Raw genomic sequence first — 18412 nt, forward strand, 5'->3', positions numbered from 1 at the left:
CGCCCGTCCTTTTTGGACGGGCGGGACGCCCATCCCACTTTCAAGAGTGGAAGTTATTTAATTCTCATTCCTAAGCGCGATCGGCAACTTGCCAAATTTTGGATGAATCCTGTATCTCTAGAAAAAAATCGAGGCTTCAAAGAGCATGAATTAAACCAGATTGCTCGTCTTGTAGAGGAATATGAACAAATATTGTTGGAGGCTTGGCATCACTACTTTGATCCTTGAAACAGAACCCCTCGTAATTAAAGTCACGGTGACAGATGAAAAAGTAATTGTGGACTTAGTTGATGGTCGCAGTTTGAGTGTTCCCTTAGCTTGGTATCCCCGTTTGTTGCACGGTTCCCCGGAGGAAAGACATAATTGGCAGCTACTTGGAGATTGTTATGCCATTGAATGGGTTGATTTAGACGAACATATTGGAGTAGAAGGTTTGCTAGCGGGCCGACGCAGCAGTGAAAGTCAACGATCGTTTGAAAGTTGGTTAATTAACCGCAACACTGCTCAAAATAATCCAGAACGACTAATAACTAATGACTAATGACTGCTGACCGAAAGCATCCAGGATACAAGCCCCCGGATTCATTCCTTCGCAGACTCAGGACCGAGAAATAAAAAACCTGTATCCGATGAAACTTGCCCCCCGAATTTATCCGTGGAGTCATACCAATTTTTTATGACGCTGCATACAATCTGATCCCCCCTAACCCCCCTTAATAAGCAGGGTGGATTAATTGTCCCCAAGTAAATTATAATAGTCGAGCGCGAGCGGATCGAGTCCGCTCGCGCTCGACTATCCTACAGAGTGCATCAACAATGAATTTAATTGAAGCAATTAAATCAGTACCTGACCACCGACATCCGAGGGGGATTAGGCATCCCTTATGGCTGATACTCATGATAATTTTATTGGGCAGTTGTACGGGATATTGGGGATATAAGCCCTTAGCTGAATTTACGAAAAATCATCGCTCAACTCTGATAAAACTCTTTCACCTCCCACCAGATATTCGTTTTCCATGCGACTCTACTTTTAGAAACATCATTCTCTCATTAGATTTTGAGGTAATTGCCGTCCTTTTTAATATATGGGCAGGGGAAACATTATCGATAGCACCAGGAGAATTGATGGCAATTGATGGAAAAAGTATTAAAAGCACAAGTGTTGGCGGTAATAGTTCTTACCAAAATTTTGTGAGTCTAGTTTCTGCATACAGTCACGATCGCGGCTGGGTAGTCCGACATAAAGTAATGGAAAATCAGGAGCGAAGTGAAATCGAAGTTGTCGAAGAACTCGTGCAAGAACTTGCGGGTTCTCAAGTAGTAATTACTGCCGATGCACTGCACACTCAAAAAAAAACTATTCAGTTAATTATTGATGGAGGTAATGACTACATAATTACCATCAAAAAAAATCAATCTAGTTTGTTTAAAGTGGCTCAAAAATTAGTCGCATCTGTGGGCGCGATCGATTCAGCTCAAACCTCAGAACGCTTGCATGGCCGCACCACAACTCGCTCTACGACAATTTATCCCGTATCTACTCAGTTATTACCAGCGTGGGCGGGTGTCAAACATATAATTGCTATCAAAAGAACTGGCAGTAGGTGGGAAGGCAAAAAAAGTCGTCGTCGGTTAGTTGATTTCCATGAAACGCATTATTATTTAAGTAGTAAGGATTGGTCGGCAAGCCAATTTGCGTCGGCAATTCGAGGACATTGGTTAATAGAGAATCGGCTGCATTGGGTTAAAGATGTGACGTTAAATGAGGATAACTGCATCCATCGAGGTGGCAATGCACCTGCGAACTGGGCAATGGTCAGACAATTTTTACTATCTCTAGCTCGGATGCTCGGTACAAATACACTTCCTGAAGCTTTGAGATTTATGGCCAATCAACTTGAATATGTTAGCGAATTACTTTTCGGTTTATCTCATCAAGACAAACCAATTAAATCTGGCGCGTGCTCGTCAGCAAATAGCCTAGCCCCACTGGTTTACTCTTTTGACAATTAATCCACCCTGCCTAACCCCCCTTAATAAGGGGGGGACAAGATTCTTCTCAAAGTCAACCCCTACTCCCCTTCGATCGGGGGATTTAGGGGGATCGAGATATGTGCAACTTCACATTAAATTGGTATCAATGCTTCAATCTAAAATCTAAAATCTAAAATCTAAAATCGATTGACTTCTCGATCAACTGTTTCCCTCTTGCCCATAAGCTTGCCAAGCCAAATCCACCAGCCCGTTAACAATAGCCACAGCCACCACCGCAGACCCCTTGCGGCCCTCAATCCGAATGTGAGGAATCATCGAATCGTGCAGCCGCGACTTAGCCACATCCACCCCCACAAACCCAGAAGGAGTCCCAATCACCAAAGCTGGTCGAATTTCCTCAGATTCAATCAAATCCACGATCGCCGACAAAGCAGTTTGAGCCTGGCCCACCACAAAAATCCCTTCAGGATAGCGTCTTGCCAAAGTTTCAATCCCCCAAGCCGCCCGCGTCCTTTCCTTTTGGGGGCGCGTCAAAGCCTCCATCGAACAGTAAACCGGATTCGCAAAGGTACTTTGGATCAAGGGCGTAATGCCCACCTGCACCATCGGCACATCTACCACGATCGTAGTCCGAGCAGCCAAAGCCGCCGCCCCAGCCTGCAAAGCCTGATCGGAAAAACTAATTAAAGACTTGTACTCAAAATCAGCAGTCGCATAAATCACGCGGCGGACTATTTCGTACTCCGCCGCTGAAAAACCGTGGTCGCCAATTTCGTTATCGATTAATCCCAGACTCTGGGCATCGCTTACGTGCCATTCCATTTGTTGGATAGCTGTCGCCTCTGAGTTGTCAGGTATCAGCTTACCAGCTTTTAGTCATTCGTTGACTGTTGAGTAAAATCTACCCACTGCCAACTGCCAACTGCCAACTAAGTTTCCGACGACGAAGAAGATTTGCCCAACACCGGAGTCAGGAATGCCACCAAAACTCCGATCGCAAAACCGGCCACATTCCGAACCAAAGGCAACCAGTCAGAAGTCCGAGTCACCACAGGCCCAAGTCCGAAAGCGAAAAACAGAATGCCCCACAGCGGCGAAAAAATCAGCGCCCACTGCCAAGCCACAACCTGTCCCGGCTTCCGAGGCTGAGCCGCAAACCCGCAGATGACGCCGCCAACCACCGACGTAATTAACGTCAGAATCCACTGTTCCCTCGGCAAACCGGGAACCACGCGGCATCCGCCCTGACGCAAACAGCCTTCTATCGACTCCAAAGATTCAATAATCGCTCGATCTTCGCCATTGTCCCGCACAAAAAATTGATTACCATAGCGGGTTTGCAGTTCCACCCAAAAAGTGCGCGGCAGCAGCGGATACAGCGAGTCGCCCACATTAAAATTGAGCAAATTGCCCCCTCGCGGGTCAGCAACTAATAACACACTCTTGTCATCTAGCCCCCAATAGCTTTTGACAGCCAAACCGGGCGTGCGATCGTACTGAGTCAGCACTCGCAGTTTCCAGCCGGTTTCGGCTTCAAAGGCGTTTAAATTTTTTGCCAAACTTTGTTCTTCAATATCCGTAAGGGCTTTAGCTAAGTCAATGATCGGCGTCTGAGTAGAAGGCAACAAATCGGGATTATTGAAAGCGTGGGCCGCAGGTGCGATCGTCCACACAGACAAAGCCAGAAAAAATGCGGCAACAGAGGCTAGAAATTTTCGCGGGAAAAGCTGTGACATAGGAACTTATAATCCGGGTCTTAATTGTGAATGCTAGCTGGCGGTCTTAACCAGAGGATAAGAGAAAACTCATATTTCTTTACAATTATTTACTTTACAGGAAGCGGAGAGCAAGGGGAAGGAAAAAATAGTTTTTGAGAAAGTGGTAGAGGGAGGGGGGGAGGGGGAGAGGGGGGGAGGGGGAAATTAGCGCGATCGAGCTCCTCAAGGGGATGAGTAACATCGAAAATCGAAAATCCATTGAATTCCCCAATCTAAAATCTAAAATCTAAAATCTAAAATCGACTGAATCCCCAATCTAAAATCTAAAATCTAAAATCTAAAATCGATTTGGTTTTGCCCCAACCCCCTCACAGAGAAGCCGATCGCGATCGCTCACATTAGGATTAGTCCTCAAATAATCCCCCACCCAGTCGCAGCCCCTCACCAGCAAATCGTCAAGATCCAAATTCCACAAAATCACCCGATTATCCCGGCCCGCAGAAGCCAGAACCTTCCCATCCGGGCTAAAACTCACACTCATCACGCTATCCTTGTGACCCGTCAAAGTTTTCAGCAAAGTCCCGCTGCGACTCCACAGTTTCACCTTATGATCGTAACTACCCGAAGCAACCAACAAACCATCCGGGCTAAAAGCAACGCTAGTCACGCTGTCGCTAGAACCCTTCAGCAGCGTCGCCACCAAAGTCCCATCTACCTTCCACAATTTCACCGAATTGTCGTAACCAGCCGAAGCTAGCATTTTGCCATCAGGGCTAAAAGCAACCCCCAACACAAAACTGTTGTGAGCTCCTTCAAAAGTTCTTAGCAAACGACCATCCCGATTCCAGAGTTTGAGAGTACCATCATCGCTTGCAGAAGCCAGCATCGAGCCGTCGGGACTGAAAGTCACCCCAGTCACCCAGCCTGTGTGTCCCGTCAAAGTCTTAATCAGCCTGCCGTTTCTAGTCCAGAGTTTCACAGTCTTATCCTTGCTAGCCGTTGCCAGAACCTCGCTGTCGGGGCTAAAGCTCACGCTCATCACGCTGTCGGCGTGGCCGTCGAGAGTCAACAGCACAGAAGGCGAACACGGGAATAGGGGAGCCGAAGGACAAGGGAGAATATTATTCATGCCATCTTCTGTCAAACTCCAGACTTTCACCGTTTTGTCGTAACTCCCAGAAGCAAGTAGCTGGCCGTCGGGGCTGAAACTGACGCTGGCGACTCTCTGAGTGTGTCCTTCCAAGGTTTCCAGCAAAACCCCCGTGCGACTCCAGAGTTTGATAGTGTTGTCCGTAGAAGCAGAAGCCAGCTTTTGGCCGTCGGGGCTGAAAGTAACGCCTTGCACCCGGTTTTGGTGTCCGTCGAGGGTTTTGAGCGGCACGTCATCGAGTCGCCACAGCCTGATAGTTTTGTCAAAACTTGCCGAAGCCAAGGTTTTGCCTTCCGGGCTAAAACTCACCTGAGTAACTCGATCGGCGTGTCCCTCAAAAGTTCTCAGTAAGCGACTCTCTGGTTTAATGTTGCTAGCATCGGTTGGGCGTTTGTCGCCAACACCAGCAAGATTCCAGAGTTTGACAGTCCCGTCTGCACTTCCCGAAGCAAGTGTTTGACCATCGGGGGAGAAACTGACACCGAATACCCACTTGGTGTGTCCCCGCAAAGTTGTTAGCAGTTCACCTTTTTTTGCTGGTGTTGAATTTTCTGTTGGTGGGTGTTTGAGTGCAGCGATGCTCCAGATTTTCACCGTTTTATCTTCACCCGCACTGGCGATCGTTTCACCATCGGGGGAGAAACTGACGGTGTAAATTTTCGAGGGTTGTCTGTTTTCGCTGTGCCATAAATTAGCGATTAACTTACCGTCAGAACTCCACAGTTTCACACTACCGTCATCGCTCGCCACAGCGATTATTTTGCCGTCGCGGCTGAAGCTTAGCCAATTTACGGGAGCAAATTGTTCGATCGTTCGCAGCAGCGTGCCGTCGGTTTTCCAAAGTTTGATAGTTTTATCAGTAGAGCCAGTGGCGATCGTTTGACCGTCAGGGCTAAAAGCAACGCTGGTAACGCTATTAGTATGCCCTTTGAAAGTTGCCAGCAAACTGCCATCTGTTTGCCAAATTTTGACAGTTTTATCTAAACTAGCCGAGGCGATGATTTTGTTGTCGGGACTGAATGTGACACAGGAGACGCTATTAGTATGGTCTTTGAAAGTTGCCAACAAACTGCCGTCGCGCCGCCAAAGTTTGACGGTTTTATCTACACTGGAGGAAGCTATTGTTTCGCCGTCTGGACTGAAGCTAAGACCCCAAACTACATCGCCGTGTCCCTCCAAGCGGTTGCGTTCTTTAACTCCATAAACTGCCTGCTGGAGGGCGGCAGAAATCAGAATTTCGGTGTCTTTGAGAGTAGACATTTGTTGGGAGTGTTCGATCTGTTTCCACTTTTTACCAGCTCTCAAACTTTCCATCATGGCGTCAAATTTGTTATTTGAGAAATAAAGTGCTTCCGAAGCAGCAGTCAGGGTACTGATTTCGGCTCGCTGAGTTTGAGCGACAGCTAGCTGTTTTTGACCCACAGCCCGCCACCAAAAGTTTACGGCGGCGATGGTGGAACTGGTTAGCAGCATGACGCCGATCACTGCTACTCCCAGCAGTTGTTTGAGAAAAGTATTGGCTCGGTAGAGCTGTGCTTGACTCATTTTTTTGTCCGCTTCTGCTTTGTGGAGTCTCGCTTCTAAGCCGAATCTTTGGCGAATCGGTCGCACTAAATAGTCGTGTACCAATTGATAGCGGTCTTCGGGCGCTTCCCGTAGCAAAAATAGCAAACCGTGACCAACTAAAATGTCTAAAATTAAGTCCAGGTTGTCGGTTTTCTTGGGTCGGCTTTCAGGGTATGCAGCGAACTGTCGCGGTAGGGAAATTCGGTTTCTGCCGATCGCCGATAATTCGGTTTCGCGGGCATCGGCTGGCTGCGGGCCTGTAACTAACGAGAGTTCGTGTTTGGTTTTTATCAGTCTTACGCCTCTTTCATCTGTCAGGGAAAACAAGATTTTCCAAGCTGCGTCTTCGTTAACGAGCCCGCAGTCAGAGATGACTCTTTCGAGCGATCTTTTCACTAATTCCGCTTTGGGATTGTCCCCCAATTGCTGGTATTGTGCTAGACTGGTAATACCTTCTTCTTGCAGTTGCGCTCCTACTACCTGCAATTCGATTGGTCGTACTTCTTGCAGTTCGTCTGCTAAATCTTCTACGAAGGCATCGATCAGTGCCGGCTCTAAATAAAATTCTGCCCGTTCTGTTAAGTGTCCGATGACAGCCCGCGCGTCTTTGATAGAAAAACTCCGCAGTTGGTAGCGGATGCTTTTGTCGAGAATATTATTGTTAATAGCATCAAGATTTGGGAAGCGATCGCAATCTAGTAAGTAGTGCAAATAATCTTCGCGCAAGCACAGAATTATTTTGACATAAGGCAAGTTCAAAAACAAACGCAAAAAATTATAAAAAAGTTGTCTTTGTGCCACAGAAGTTGAAACAAAGAAAAACTCTTCAAATTGATCGAAAATCAGCACAGTTAACAAATTATTTGTGGCATTTTCGCGCAACTGTTCTATAATAAAAGAAGAGACTTCCGAGCTGCGAGCAGGAATAACCGAGCAACTTCTTTTGTGGATTTCCTGTACTCCTTTCGAGATTAATTTACTTTCCTCTTCGGCTTGTTTGTCGTACAGTGCGCTGTTCAAAGCATTTTCTAACTCCACCAGCCAGTCGGTGTAAACTTTGACTACTACGGGCAATGTATCCCGCGCACCCGGAGTAATATTTTTCAAAGCTGGTACTAAGCCGGCATTGACTAGAGAACTTTTCCCGACTCCGCTGGGCCCATGAATAATAGTTAATTTATGGTCGTCCCTGCTAATTCTTTCTAGCAAGCTATTGATATCTGTTTGCCGCGAGTAAGCTGTCATGGACGCTGCGATGGCAGCTTGGTTTTGAGCTGAGGGGCCTGAAGGATTGACAGCTTGGCGCTGCTGCTGCAATTGGCTGGCTCCGATAAAAGCTCTAAATCCGTATTGATATTCGATCGACCGCTGGGTTTTTTTAATCCGAAACGCTTTAAGATACTCTCCCTGCTCGAAATAAACCGCTTGCAATTCCGTCAAAATATCGATGTAAAGTCGGGGGTCGTACTTCGGCTCGCTTTGAGATTGAGCCAACTCCAAAGAATGAACCGCCGCTTCCCACTGGCCTAGCTGCCGCAAACTTCTGGCTAAAAGTAAAAGATACGAACTCCTGTCGGATTTGGGATGTTGGATTTTAGATTTGGGATCGTTACTTGACTCGTTAGATCCCACAATTTCTGGATAATTTCCCTCAAACCCCAATCTCAAATCTTCAATCAGCAATCTCAAATCGTTAGGCGTTTGATCCAAAATTGCCAAAGCCAACTCGGCTAGCTGGCGGGCTTGACTCCACCTCGACTCTTGCAGGGCAACTTCAGCCAAAAAGCCGTAATCTTGAGCTAGTTGGCTGGGAGTACCGTAAGTGAAGTGCAACTGCAAAGAATTTTCAGCTAATGCTTGCAACTCTCCCCAAGCTTTCAGGCGCTGCAGCACTTCTCCGAGGTGTGCTGTCACCTCAGCTACCAATTCCGGGCGTGAAGCAAGGGAGAAAGCGTTTCTAGATTTTTCCAGGCTAATCCAAGCTTGTTCCCAGTGTTGGCGGTTGGCTACCGGATTTCTGGCTGCTTGCAAGCGGTGACACAGGGCTATGTGAAACAGCACTATGCCTTCTCTCTCTAAAAATAGGATATTGGGGACAGGATTGGACAATGAGCAGGAGAGGGTTTCTGGGTTTTCAGAATTTTCCCAGTTTGCGAGTTCCCAATTGCCAGTTTGATGCTGCCAAAATACTAAGCTTTCTTGGTAGTGAATTAAGGCGGTTTCGGTTTGGTCGCTGACATAGTAATCTCGACCGAGAACGAATTCCAGGCTGGCTTTGAGGGCGGGTTCTAATTCTTGACCGCGATTTTGTAAATCTCTTAAAGCTAATTCTAGTTCTCGGCGTGACAAAGAGCCGATCGCCAAATCGAAGGTATTGCCCGGACTCAATGGCGAATACGAGTGGACATCTGATTGTCGTCGGTTTTGGGGCCCAGAGTTAACAGTTAGAAAGCGTTCTCCGGGGCTGATTTCGCGCTCCAGGGCGCTTTTTTCGCACGGGGTTTCGCAGGTTTCACAATTAGTTATGCTGCTGAGGTTGCTGCTGGCGAGTGCTTGATTTAGTTCGCCTATTTTAAATATAGTATCGGCCCGCCTAGCGAGAAAATTAATTAATTCGTCAACGCCCATTTCAAATTTAATTGTGGCGGCGGCCCAACTTTTGAAATCCGGTGCCAGACGAATCATTTTGGTCACGATATCATCTGTTACCCACAGAATTACTGGGCAGGAAAAATTTTTGCGAAATTCGTCTCGCACTTGATTGGTAGAGGCCATCAGTTCGTCGATCGCTACTACTGTTTCTAAACCAAATACCATCAAAGCCGAGGCGTCACCGACAGGCGAGTACCCCTCCTGGAAAGTGCTTGAGAGCAGAGTAGTGTAAAGGGTTTTGACTGAAGCTGGCAGGACGATATCTTGAATTGGAATTGGGGACACTTCTCGCAGCCGCTGCGCTATTTGCTGCCGCAACTGCTCGTAGTTGCAGCGCACCAAAATTAGCGAGAATTGGTGTTGAGACATTGTGATTGACCTGACCAGAGTTTTGAGCGAGCGCTCGTTGTAGTTTGCAGTTTCTTGTACCTTAATTAGATCGGTCATGCGTGCACCTCTTTTGCATTAATCAATTACCTAACGCTCGCCCATCGTGACTGAAAGCGTCTCTACTTAGACATCCCCGTCTCTGTCTGACGCTTTATCTCTGTATAAATACGTAGTTTTCCGTACTTGTCCTATCAATACTTACATATTTATTAGATCCAATGTAAAGATATCATACCTCTCAATCTCAGAGAATGCTAGACTTGCGAATAAAAATTTAAGGTTATCTTAGATTTTTTGATTAAGCGATATATAAAGGACTACAGATCATAAATAGCCAACTGCTTAGTTCACGATCATACCGACGGCTAGCTATTAGTAAACAACTTCCATATATCTGTAGCAGGCATTTAGCATAACAGCAAAAAAAATGTACTCCGGTATGGGATTATGTGAAATTAAGAGCAACAGCTAAAAACAGACATAGGGGGTCTGACATTGCAGATATGAGAGTTGAGAGTGGGCAAAGTCCTTAGTGGTGGCAAAGTTTTAGAGGACAATAAAATACACCGCCTATAGCCAGCATTCAACAGAAATTAGCCAGTGGAAAAAACCGCTGACTGATTTCTGTATTGGATGGTAAGATTTCGGAGTTTTGAGCGATGAATTTTTAGTTAAATTCTTTCTAAATCCCTCGTAGTTAAGGGTTTTTAGAGTCACGAAGCTATCTCAAAAATCCCAACTATTTTGGCTCACTGCGCTGCAGCCACTCCTTATATTTTCGGGTTTCTGCTAGGGCTGGATTAATCCCAAACCAACGACCTTCTTGATCGCGGTATTCAAAGACAAACATACTTCGCAACAAAATTTGAGACTCTTCTTCGCCTGTTACACTTTGTCGGTTGACAACTTGAAACAGTAATTCCCATTCCATGTCATTGATGGCTCCCAAAAGGTCATCGCGATATTCTTGAATGACGCTTTCGAGGCATTCGCGAGAGAAGGGAGGGTCTTCGTGCTGCAAACAGCTATACAAAAGCATCAGTAGATTGCGAACATGACCCCCACTAATCCGACAAAGCCTGTCTAAAGTTTCGGGAGAGTCAAACACCTGGGAAATCAAATCAATGCGTTGATGGGGAGCAACTGCGGGGAAAGCTCTGGCTAATACTAGCTGGCGCAGCAGTGCCATTCCTTCGAGGTGGTCTTCGCCCGATCGCACTTGCACCGGTACCATCGGCATCACCTTGGGCTTGACTCCAAATCGACTGGCGAGGCGGCCGAAGTCGTTGGAAAAAATCAAAGTCAAGGGAATCGTGTAGACAACATGGCAATTGAGTTTTTTCAACTGTTCGCCACGGTCTAAAAACAGGTATTCTGGCTGGGTGCGTCCGCTGGGTTTGAGGGAGGCGTCGAGGCGATCGAGGTTGTCAACGATGACTGCGAGCCCTTTTTTACCTTGCTGCTTGAGTTCGGCGTTAGCTTTGTTGAGGAGTTCTTCGTTGATCGACTGCAAGATGCTGTTGGTGCGGGGTTCGAGATATTGCCTGAGTTGCGATCGCAGTTTGGGAGAGTCTTTAGTTTTAGCAGTCACTCTAGCAATGCCTACAGATAACTCGGCTTCCGCTGACAAATCTATGGGAGTCTGCAAAAATTCTGCCACTTCTGCAAACAGATTTGTAAAATAGCTCGGTCTGAGTTTGATTTTAGCCGATTCCATAGTTTCGCTGACTTGGCGCGCAATGCTCAGCAAAATATCGCTGATATCTACATCCCCCATGTCTAAGTCTTGGGAAGACTCGAAGTAGACGACGCAAAAACCCTCTTGCTCTAACTCAGCTTTTAGTCGAAACAATTCCGTAGATTTGCCACACCCGATATGCCCTGTAAATAGCTGACAGGTTGGCTCATTGGGGGAGATGCGGGTAATGGTTCGCTGTAAAGATTCAATGATTTTGCCGCCACGCACGGAACCAAAATCAATGTAGTATTGATAATCCCCTGGGTCTCCCGCAACAAGGGTCTTGCTGGGGTTGCAGGCTTTATAGAATCTGTCTAATTCGAGTGCGATCACAATTGAAGCCGAATAAAAGTTAAAAAGTTAATCGAAAGTCTAAACTTTCTTTACTTGAGTTTAGTTTGATTTGTAACCTTTTGCCCTGTGGGGTAATGCCCTAAATACCCAAAGAACCTTGATCTGGTAAGGGGTTTTCCCGGCGCTGGAATTGGGAATTTTTAATTAATAATTTTTTATTACTTAGCGGGATCAGTGATATTACTGGTATTGGCAGGAGTATGGGTAAATTTGCGGATATCTGGTTAAATGGTAGGGGAAAACAGGGTTCGAGAGAGAAAGATTAAACAGTTTTGAATTTGTGCTAATCGTTAATTACTATATTGTCAAGAGGTAGATGGCTAGTTTTGGAGCGGTTTCTCAAACAGAGTTAGGGCGCAGGCGCCAAAAGTTGCGGCAGCAGAGGCGCGCTCGATTGGCGGCTGTGGTGTGGCAAATGCTGGCAGCGAGCGCAATGGCTGGAGGTTTGCTGTGGTGGATTGCTCAGCCGGCTTGGTTAATTGCCCGATCGGAACAAGTGAAGGTGGAGGGCAATCAGTGGCTATCGGATAAGGCGGTGCGGTCTTTGGTGCCGCTGTCTTACCCGCAGTCGCTGTGGGGGATTCAACCGCAGGCGCTGGCCGAAAAGCTGGAGTCAACGGGGCCGATCGCTAAAGCGAAGGTGACTCGTAACTTGTTTCCGCCGAGTTTGACTATAGAAGTGGCAGAACGCCTGCCGGTGGCGGTGGCGCAGCCGACGGCGGTGTTGAGATCGAACAGTGATAAGGAAAAAGTGGGGTGGCTGGACGCTCGCGGAGGTTGGATGCCGTCGGATAGTTATACTGCTGTACGATCGCAGAATAGTTCGATCGGGCCCGGCAGCATTCCGGGAACGCAGGCTCAGCGTTCTTTGCCCACTTTAAAAGTCATCGGGCCTTTGGAACAGTATCGCGCCTCTTGGCCGAAGTTTTACCAAGGACTCAGTGGCTTGACGGTGAAAGTTTTTGAGATTAATTGGCAAAACCCGAACAACTTGATCTTGAAAACAGAGATCGGTACCGTACACTTAGGGCCGTACAGTTCCAAGACTGCGGAGCAACTTAAGGTTTTAGACCGAATGCGACAATTGCCAAAACAGCTAGATTCAAGCAAAATAGCCTACATTGACTTGAAAAATCCTGCTTCGCCGATCGTCCATTTGCCACAACTCCCCGGCAGTTTGGATTCGGACTTAATTGCTAAATAGTTTGCTAAACTTATCTAAAGTTGATTGTTGAGAGGAAGTTCCATGTTTGCCGTCAAGCGAGCGCTCAAATTGAATAATAGGGAAGCAACCTTGATGGCAAAACACGCAGGATTCCGGCGTGTAGTATTTAACATGGGATTGAGCTTGCGAGTCCAAATGTACGGTGAGGGCAATTTTTCAGACTCAAAGGTCATCAACGAAGTCAAGAAAGTTCTCACCAACCACGTCAAGAAACAACCTGAATGCGCTTGGATGAACCAGTTGTCTTCTCGTGTTTACCAAAACGCTTTGATTGACTTGAAAGATGCGTTCAGTCGGTATCGCTTGGGAAAAGCCGATCATCCGAAATTTGCCAGCCGCCGGGATGGGCAATCATTCACGGTTGATTCGTCTAATGGAAAAGTTTTACTAACTGCTGGCAACACCATTAAGATTCCCACGCAGGGAACTTTTCGACTTCACGAGCCACTGGAATGCGGTTTTGTCTCTCAAACTTTTACCATTTCACAAGAAGGAAATCGCTGGTTCGTCTCTTTCTGTGTTGATGCGGAACTTTTACCAATTCAACAACCCGAAAGCTCTGTAGGGATTGACGTGGGTATTAAATATTTTGCTACCCTGTCAAACAGTCAAGTGTTTGATGCACCAAAGCCATTAAAGCAAGCGAAAACCAAGCTTGCACGGTTGCAGCGCAAGGCATCAAGACAAATAAAAGCCTCAAACAATCAGCGCAAAACTTACAACAAGCTCGGCAGACTTCACGCACGAATAGCTTGCATTCGCAAAGATTTCCTTCAAAAGTTAACGACTTATTTAGCTAAAACTTTCAAGTCAATCAATATAGAAGACTTGAACGTAAGCGGAATAATGGCAAATCACAAGTTGGCTGGGGCAATATCCGACTTAGGGTTTTACGAATTCAGGCGGCAGCTAAATTATAAGTGCAAAATGTATGGAGCGAATTTAGTGCTGGTGGATCGATGGTTCCCCAGTTCTAAGACTTGTGCGAATTGCGGGCATAAAAAAGATATGCCACTAAGCGTTCGGACTTATGATTGTCCTGCTTGTGGCTCCTCAATAGATCGCGATCTCAATGCCAGTTTAAATATTTTAAATTGGGAACCCAAGGCTATTGGGGGATAGCCTGCTTATCTTGGGATGGCCGACCACCCAACAGCGCAGGAAGTCAACTCCGAATTGCGGCTAAAGGTGGCTTTAGCAAAGTTTGGGTAAGTTTGACAAAGCAGAGTTCCACTCCCGCACCCACTCGCGCCCAGAATTGATCCTCTGTCAACAGAAGGTAGAAGGTATCGATCGATAGGCAGAATTTTTGCCCATCAGGATCGATAGGGCTTGAAATCAGCACAGTTTTTGGATAGCGCCCCGCGTCTGGGCCTAGTATCCATTTTTTTTCCTTCTGACGCAGCTTACAATTGCCTTAATCCGGTCAAGTACCTTGATGGCGTCAAGCGAGGTCTAGGCTAGCGAGGTCGGCAAAATCCGAGATTGCTAACATTAAGCATCGATCTGTGTTAGTTTTTCGCGCAACTTAGCCTATAGTTGATTGTGAATTGGCGTTTAGTTAACAAGCTCTAATCTACCATCCCCGACTCTAATGAAGCTTAATAATAGACAGGGGTCTGACCAAGACAGTCCCCCTTCGGAAGAAGTAAAAAATTTTCCGGTGGCTGCAGATTCCGCCAATCCCTTTAGACGCAAGTCTGGTTATGTAAATGTAGATAGTATTGATATCGATCCTATGGTCAATCCCAAAGACATAATGCCCAGCAGTGCCGCCAAAATCAAAGTAATTGGCGTCGGCGGTGGTGGGGGCAACGCCGTTAACCGGATGATTGCCAGCGAGGTTTCTGGTGTCGAGTTTTGGTGTGTGAATACAGATTCCCAAGCTCTGGTTCTCTCAAATGCTCCGAAACGCTTGCAAGTCGGACAGAAGTTGACGCGCGGTTTGGGGGCCGGGGGCAATCCGGCGATCGGTCAAAAGGCTGCGGAGGAATCCCGCGATGAAGTTGCTAATGCTCTGAATCATGCGGATTTGGTATTTATCACAGCCGGCATGGGCGGCGGTACGGGCACGGGCGCGGCTCCGATCGTGGCTGAGGTCGCTAAGGAAATGGGCGCCTTAACTGTGGGCATAGTAACGCGGCCTTTTACGTTTGAGGGACGGCGGCGCACCAGCCAAGCTGAGGAAGGAATCGCGGCTTTGCAAACTCGGGTGGATACGCTGATCGTAATTCCTAACGACAAGCTGCTGTCTGTGATTTCCGAACAAATGCCTGTACAAGAGGCTTTTCGAGTTGCTGACGATATCCTGCGCCAAGGGGTTCAGGGTATTTCTGACATTATTACTATTCCCGGTTTGGTGAATGTTGACTTTGCTGACGTGCGGGCAGTAATGGCGGATGCGGGTTCGGCTTTGATGGGCATTGGCGTGGGTTCTGGCAAGTCGCGGGCTAGGGAGGCGGCGATGCAGGCTATTTCTTCGCCTCTGCTGGAAGCTTCGTCTATTGAGGGCGCTAGAGGTGTGGTGTTTAACATCACTGGCGGTACTGACATGACGCTGCACGAGGTGAATGCGGCGGCTGAGACGATTTACGAGGTTGTCGATCCGAATGCCAATATTATTTTTGGAGCGGTGATTGACGAGCGGCTTCAGGGCGAAATTAAGATTACTGTGATCGCTACTGGTTTTTCGGGGGAAGTTCCGGCGCCTCCGACTCCGGGGCGGACGCAAAATGTTAATGCTCCTTGGCGGGCTGCAACTGTGCCGGTGACTCCTGCTCAACAGACGCCCGATCCGAAAGCGAAACCGCCGCAGGATTTGGGATTGGATATTCCTGAGTTTTTGCGTAACCGTCGTCCGCCAAGATGATTTTAGATTTTAGATTTTAGATTTTAGATTGGGGATTTGGCGATTTTGGATTTGAGATTTGGGATTTGGCGATTGGGGATTTGGCATTGAATCTCCAATCTCCCATCTAAAAAATCGAAAATATCGAGCATCTAAAATCTAAAATCTAAAAAATCTAAAATCTAAAATCTAAAATCTAAAATCTCCAGGGTTTGCCCCGGTTCGGGTTCGAGGAGTTGGGTGGAGAGGCCGGATTTTGCTAGTAAATCGCGAAATTCGGGGATGCTGCCGATCGATCGCACTAACATTGGTAAAATGCCTGTGGCTCGGATGTCTCCCGCCGCTGTAGGCAGGAAAAACCGAGGTTTGAGAGTTTGGGCGAGGCTGAGGGCTTCCGAAGGGCCGATGATGACTTGTCCGAGGAATGGGAAGATTTGACCGATGACTGGGGCGATCGCTACGTCTACTGTGTCTATTTTCTGTTTAACTTTTTCTAATGGTGGCAGGTGCGGTTCGTAATAAAGTGTCTCGCCGCTGCTTAAATCTTTTAGCAAATAGCCGTTTTCTTCTTGTCCGGGCCCGATTTCGGCTCCGGGTACGGCGGTAATTTGTAATTTTTCTTGATAATTAAATTCTTGCCAATTTGCTAAAGATGTGATATTGGTGTAGCCTAAACTGCTGAGGACTTTGGCGGCGGTGGGTGAGGCGATCGCGGGAATTGTGCGATCGAGCTGTTCGAGTGTTGGCCTGTGACAGTGGTCGTCTAATCCTTGGGAAATCAGGATGAGGTCGATCGGCGGTAAGGTGCTGGGAGTGAAGGCGACAGGGGTGTTGTGGTAGGCGGTGAACAGCCAGGGTTGACCGTAAAATACGAGGGGATCGATTAGCCAGGGATCGACGAGGATGGTTTGGCCTGCGATGTGGAAGATCCAAGAGTTGAGGTCGATTCGGGTGATTTTCACAGGGGTTTGCAATAATTCTTTACAATTGGTTTAATCATAGCTAATTTTGTTTGGGGAATTTAACCCTTCGGAAGCACAGGCGGGACGCCCGTGGCACGGGGAAGCACAGGCGGGACGCCCGTGGCACGGGGAAGCACAGGCGGGACGCCCGTGCCACGGAAGCACAGGGGGGACGCCCGTGGCACGGGAAGTACAGGCGGGACGCCCGTGGCACGGGAAGCACAGGCGGGACGCCCGTGGCACGCGGAAGCACAGGCGGGACGCCCGTGGCACGGGAAGCACAGGCGGGACGCCCGTGGCACGGGAAGCACAGGCGGGACGCCCGTGCCACAGATATGATTGGGATTTGTCTGGTTCAAGTTGGCGTTTATCTGGGGTGGAAGAAGATGATTAAATCGAGGATTCCTGTGGCTTTGACTGTGGCTGGTTCTGATAGTGGCGGTGGGGCTGGGATTCAGGCGGATTTGCGGACTTTTGCGTTTCACTGCGTGCACGGTACGAGTGCTTTGACTTGCGTGACGGCTCAAAATACTTTGGGGGTGACGCGGGTGGATGCTTTGTCTGCGGAGGCTGTGGCGGCTCAAATTGAGGCGGTGGTTGGGGATATTGGGGTGCACGCTGTGAAAACTGGGATGCTGCTGAATCGGGAAATTATGGCGGCGGTGGCTTCACAGGTGGAAGCTTTGGGAATAGGGAATTTGGTTGTCGATCCGGTGATGGTTTCACGATCGGGCGATCGATTGATTGATGACGGGGCGATCGCATTTTTGCGCGATGTTTTGATCCCAATGGCTGCTGTCGTGACTCCCAACCGGTTTGAGGCTCAGATTTTGAGCGGTTTGCAGATTGTTTCTCTAGACGATATGCGATCGGCGGCGCAGCAGATTTATCGTTTGGGCGCAAAGGCTGTTTTGGTGAAAGGCGGCGGGATGGCGGGAGATTTGCGGGGGATTGATGTTTGGTTTGATGGTACGCGCTTGGATGTGTTGAAGACTGAGAATGTTGATACTGGGAATACTCACGGGACTGGTTGTACTTTGAGTGCTGCGATCGCTGCTAATTTAGCTTTGGGGAAAGATTTGTTTACGGCGGTGACATTAGCTAAGAATTATGTTACTACTGCTCTCAAATATGCTTTGGATATTGGGGAAGGCCAAGGGCCAGTAGGGCATTTTTTCCCCCTGTTACAGAAGTAATAAGTTATTTGTTACTTGTTGGAGTCTGCTAATAATATCAAATCCACGATTCATCGAAATTATTCCTCTCTCTCTTCTCTTCCTCTGTGTTCTCTGCGTACTCTGCGGTTAAATCATTCCGATCCAACCGGAATTGATATAACCAATCACATGAGTGAACCGCCAACTGTCAAAAATCAGTTAATTTCTTAATTTTTCAGGCGAAAGAGCGATCGCCACCAAGTCTTCGATTTTCTTAATATTCGGATCGCCGGCCAAATAACCAATTCCTCGGTGCAAGTGCAGGCGAAACTGTTTCGCTAGAGTTTCTTTTTCTGTGCCTAAATTGTCTTGGTGACAGCGCTGCTTGAGGGCCATTATCAGGATATCAGCCATGTCGCCGCCGAAGACATCCCAGCTTAATTCGACGTTGCTGTCGCTGGGAATTGGTACTGGCGATGGGATGCTGGGTTCGGCGAGCGATCGGCAAAATCCCCACCTGCATAGAATATTCCACTGATCGATTTTGGTCGATCGTTTCAGTTTTGATAGTTGGTCTTTGCCTGTTTGGGAGAGGCGGATGCGATCGAGTGGTGGTTCCATGAGTTTGAGATTTTTTGGTATATTGTAAACAGT

Annotated in this window: 14 protein-coding genes; 8 read left to right on the forward strand and 6 right to left on the reverse strand. The window is 47.6% G+C overall.

What is annotated here, in order from left to right:
* From QUB26_RS19665 to QUB26_RS19675, 3 genes are all read left to right on the forward strand, one after another.
* Window positions 1–228: DUF4160 domain-containing protein (locus QUB26_RS19665; protein WP_333243792.1), on the forward strand; the 228-nt coding region annotated here is incomplete at its 5' end.
* Complete coding sequence (locus QUB26_RS19670; RefSeq protein WP_333319315.1) at window positions 218–541, forward strand: DUF2442 domain-containing protein; 324 nt, start codon at window positions 218–220, stop codon at window positions 539–541. The genes QUB26_RS19665 and QUB26_RS19670, both read left to right, overlap by 11 nt.
* Before the next feature lie 275 nt (window positions 542–816).
* Window positions 817–2016: an ISAs1 family transposase gene (locus tag QUB26_RS19675; RefSeq protein ID WP_333319317.1), complete on the forward strand. Its 1200-nt coding sequence runs from the start codon at window positions 817–819 to the stop codon at window positions 2014–2016.
* A 180-nt stretch (window positions 2017–2196) separates the two neighbouring features.
* Here the strand turns inward: QUB26_RS19675 and QUB26_RS19680 are convergent, their stop codons facing one another.
* The 4 genes from QUB26_RS19680 to QUB26_RS19695 form a co-directional block, all read right to left on the reverse strand.
* On the reverse strand, window positions 2197–2820 hold the full coding sequence (locus QUB26_RS19680) for a precorrin-8X methylmutase (protein ID WP_015179019.1): 624 nt from the start codon (window positions 2818–2820) through the stop codon (window positions 2197–2199).
* A gap of 107 nt (window positions 2821–2927) precedes the next feature.
* Window positions 2928–3734, reverse strand: coding sequence for a TPM domain-containing protein (locus QUB26_RS19685; RefSeq protein WP_333243787.1), 807 nt, complete (start codon window positions 3732–3734; stop codon window positions 2928–2930).
* A 319-nt stretch (window positions 3735–4053) separates the two neighbouring features.
* A complete protein-coding gene (locus tag QUB26_RS19690; protein WP_333319319.1) occupies window positions 4054–9531 on the reverse strand; it encodes a WD40 domain-containing protein in 5478 nt (1825 codons plus the stop codon).
* A 682-nt stretch (window positions 9532–10213) separates the two neighbouring features.
* Window positions 10214–11545, reverse strand: coding sequence for a P-loop NTPase fold protein (locus QUB26_RS19695; RefSeq protein ID WP_333056118.1), 1332 nt, complete (start codon window positions 11543–11545; stop codon window positions 10214–10216).
* 337 nt (window positions 11546–11882) lie between these two features.
* Here QUB26_RS19695 and QUB26_RS19700 point away from each other — a divergent pair, with 337 nt between their 5' ends.
* The 3 genes from QUB26_RS19700 (at window position 11883) to ftsZ (ending at window position 15660) form a co-directional block, all read left to right on the forward strand.
* A complete protein-coding gene (locus tag QUB26_RS19700) occupies window positions 11883–12770 on the forward strand; it encodes an FtsQ-type POTRA domain-containing protein (protein WP_333243780.1) in 888 nt (295 codons plus the stop codon).
* A gap of 42 nt (window positions 12771–12812) precedes the next feature.
* On the forward strand, window positions 12813–13913 hold the full coding sequence (locus QUB26_RS19705) for a transposase (RefSeq protein ID WP_333243777.1): 1101 nt from the start codon (window positions 12813–12815) through the stop codon (window positions 13911–13913).
* Between the two features lie 472 nt (window positions 13914–14385).
* Window positions 14386–15660, forward strand: a complete 1275-nt coding sequence (gene ftsZ, locus QUB26_RS19710; RefSeq protein ID WP_333243773.1) for a cell division protein FtsZ — start codon at window positions 14386–14388, stop codon at window positions 15658–15660.
* A gap of 161 nt (window positions 15661–15821) precedes the next feature.
* Here ftsZ and QUB26_RS19715 read toward each other — a convergent pair whose 3' ends face one another.
* Window positions 15822–16601 (reverse strand): MBL fold metallo-hydrolase, encoded by a 780-nt coding sequence (locus QUB26_RS19715; protein WP_333243770.1) that lies wholly within the window; start codon window positions 16599–16601, stop codon window positions 15822–15824.
* A 46-nt stretch (window positions 16602–16647) separates the two neighbouring features.
* On the opposite strand from QUB26_RS19715, the gene QUB26_RS19720 reads away from it, so the two are divergent.
* Both QUB26_RS19720 and thiD read left to right on the forward strand, forming a co-directional pair.
* A complete protein-coding gene (locus QUB26_RS19720; RefSeq protein WP_333319322.1) occupies window positions 16648–16995 on the forward strand; it encodes a hypothetical protein in 348 nt (115 codons plus the stop codon).
* Entirely contained in the window at window positions 16988–17797 is an 810-nt protein-coding gene (gene thiD / locus QUB26_RS19725) for a bifunctional hydroxymethylpyrimidine kinase/phosphomethylpyrimidine kinase (RefSeq protein ID WP_333319324.1), read from the forward strand. Before QUB26_RS19720 ends, thiD begins: the two co-directional genes overlap by 8 nt.
* Window positions 17798–17977: 180 nt before the next feature.
* On the opposite strand, the gene dndE is transcribed toward thiD, so the two are convergent.
* Window positions 17978–18379, reverse strand: a complete 402-nt coding sequence (gene dndE / locus QUB26_RS19730; protein ID WP_006632969.1) for a DNA sulfur modification protein DndE — start codon at window positions 18377–18379, stop codon at window positions 17978–17980.
* Window positions 18380–18412: the final 33 nt, after the last annotated feature.

This window comes from Microcoleus sp. B4-C1 (assembly GCF_036705285.1).
Lineage (GTDB): Bacteria > Cyanobacteriota > Cyanobacteriia > Cyanobacteriales > Microcoleaceae > Microcoleus.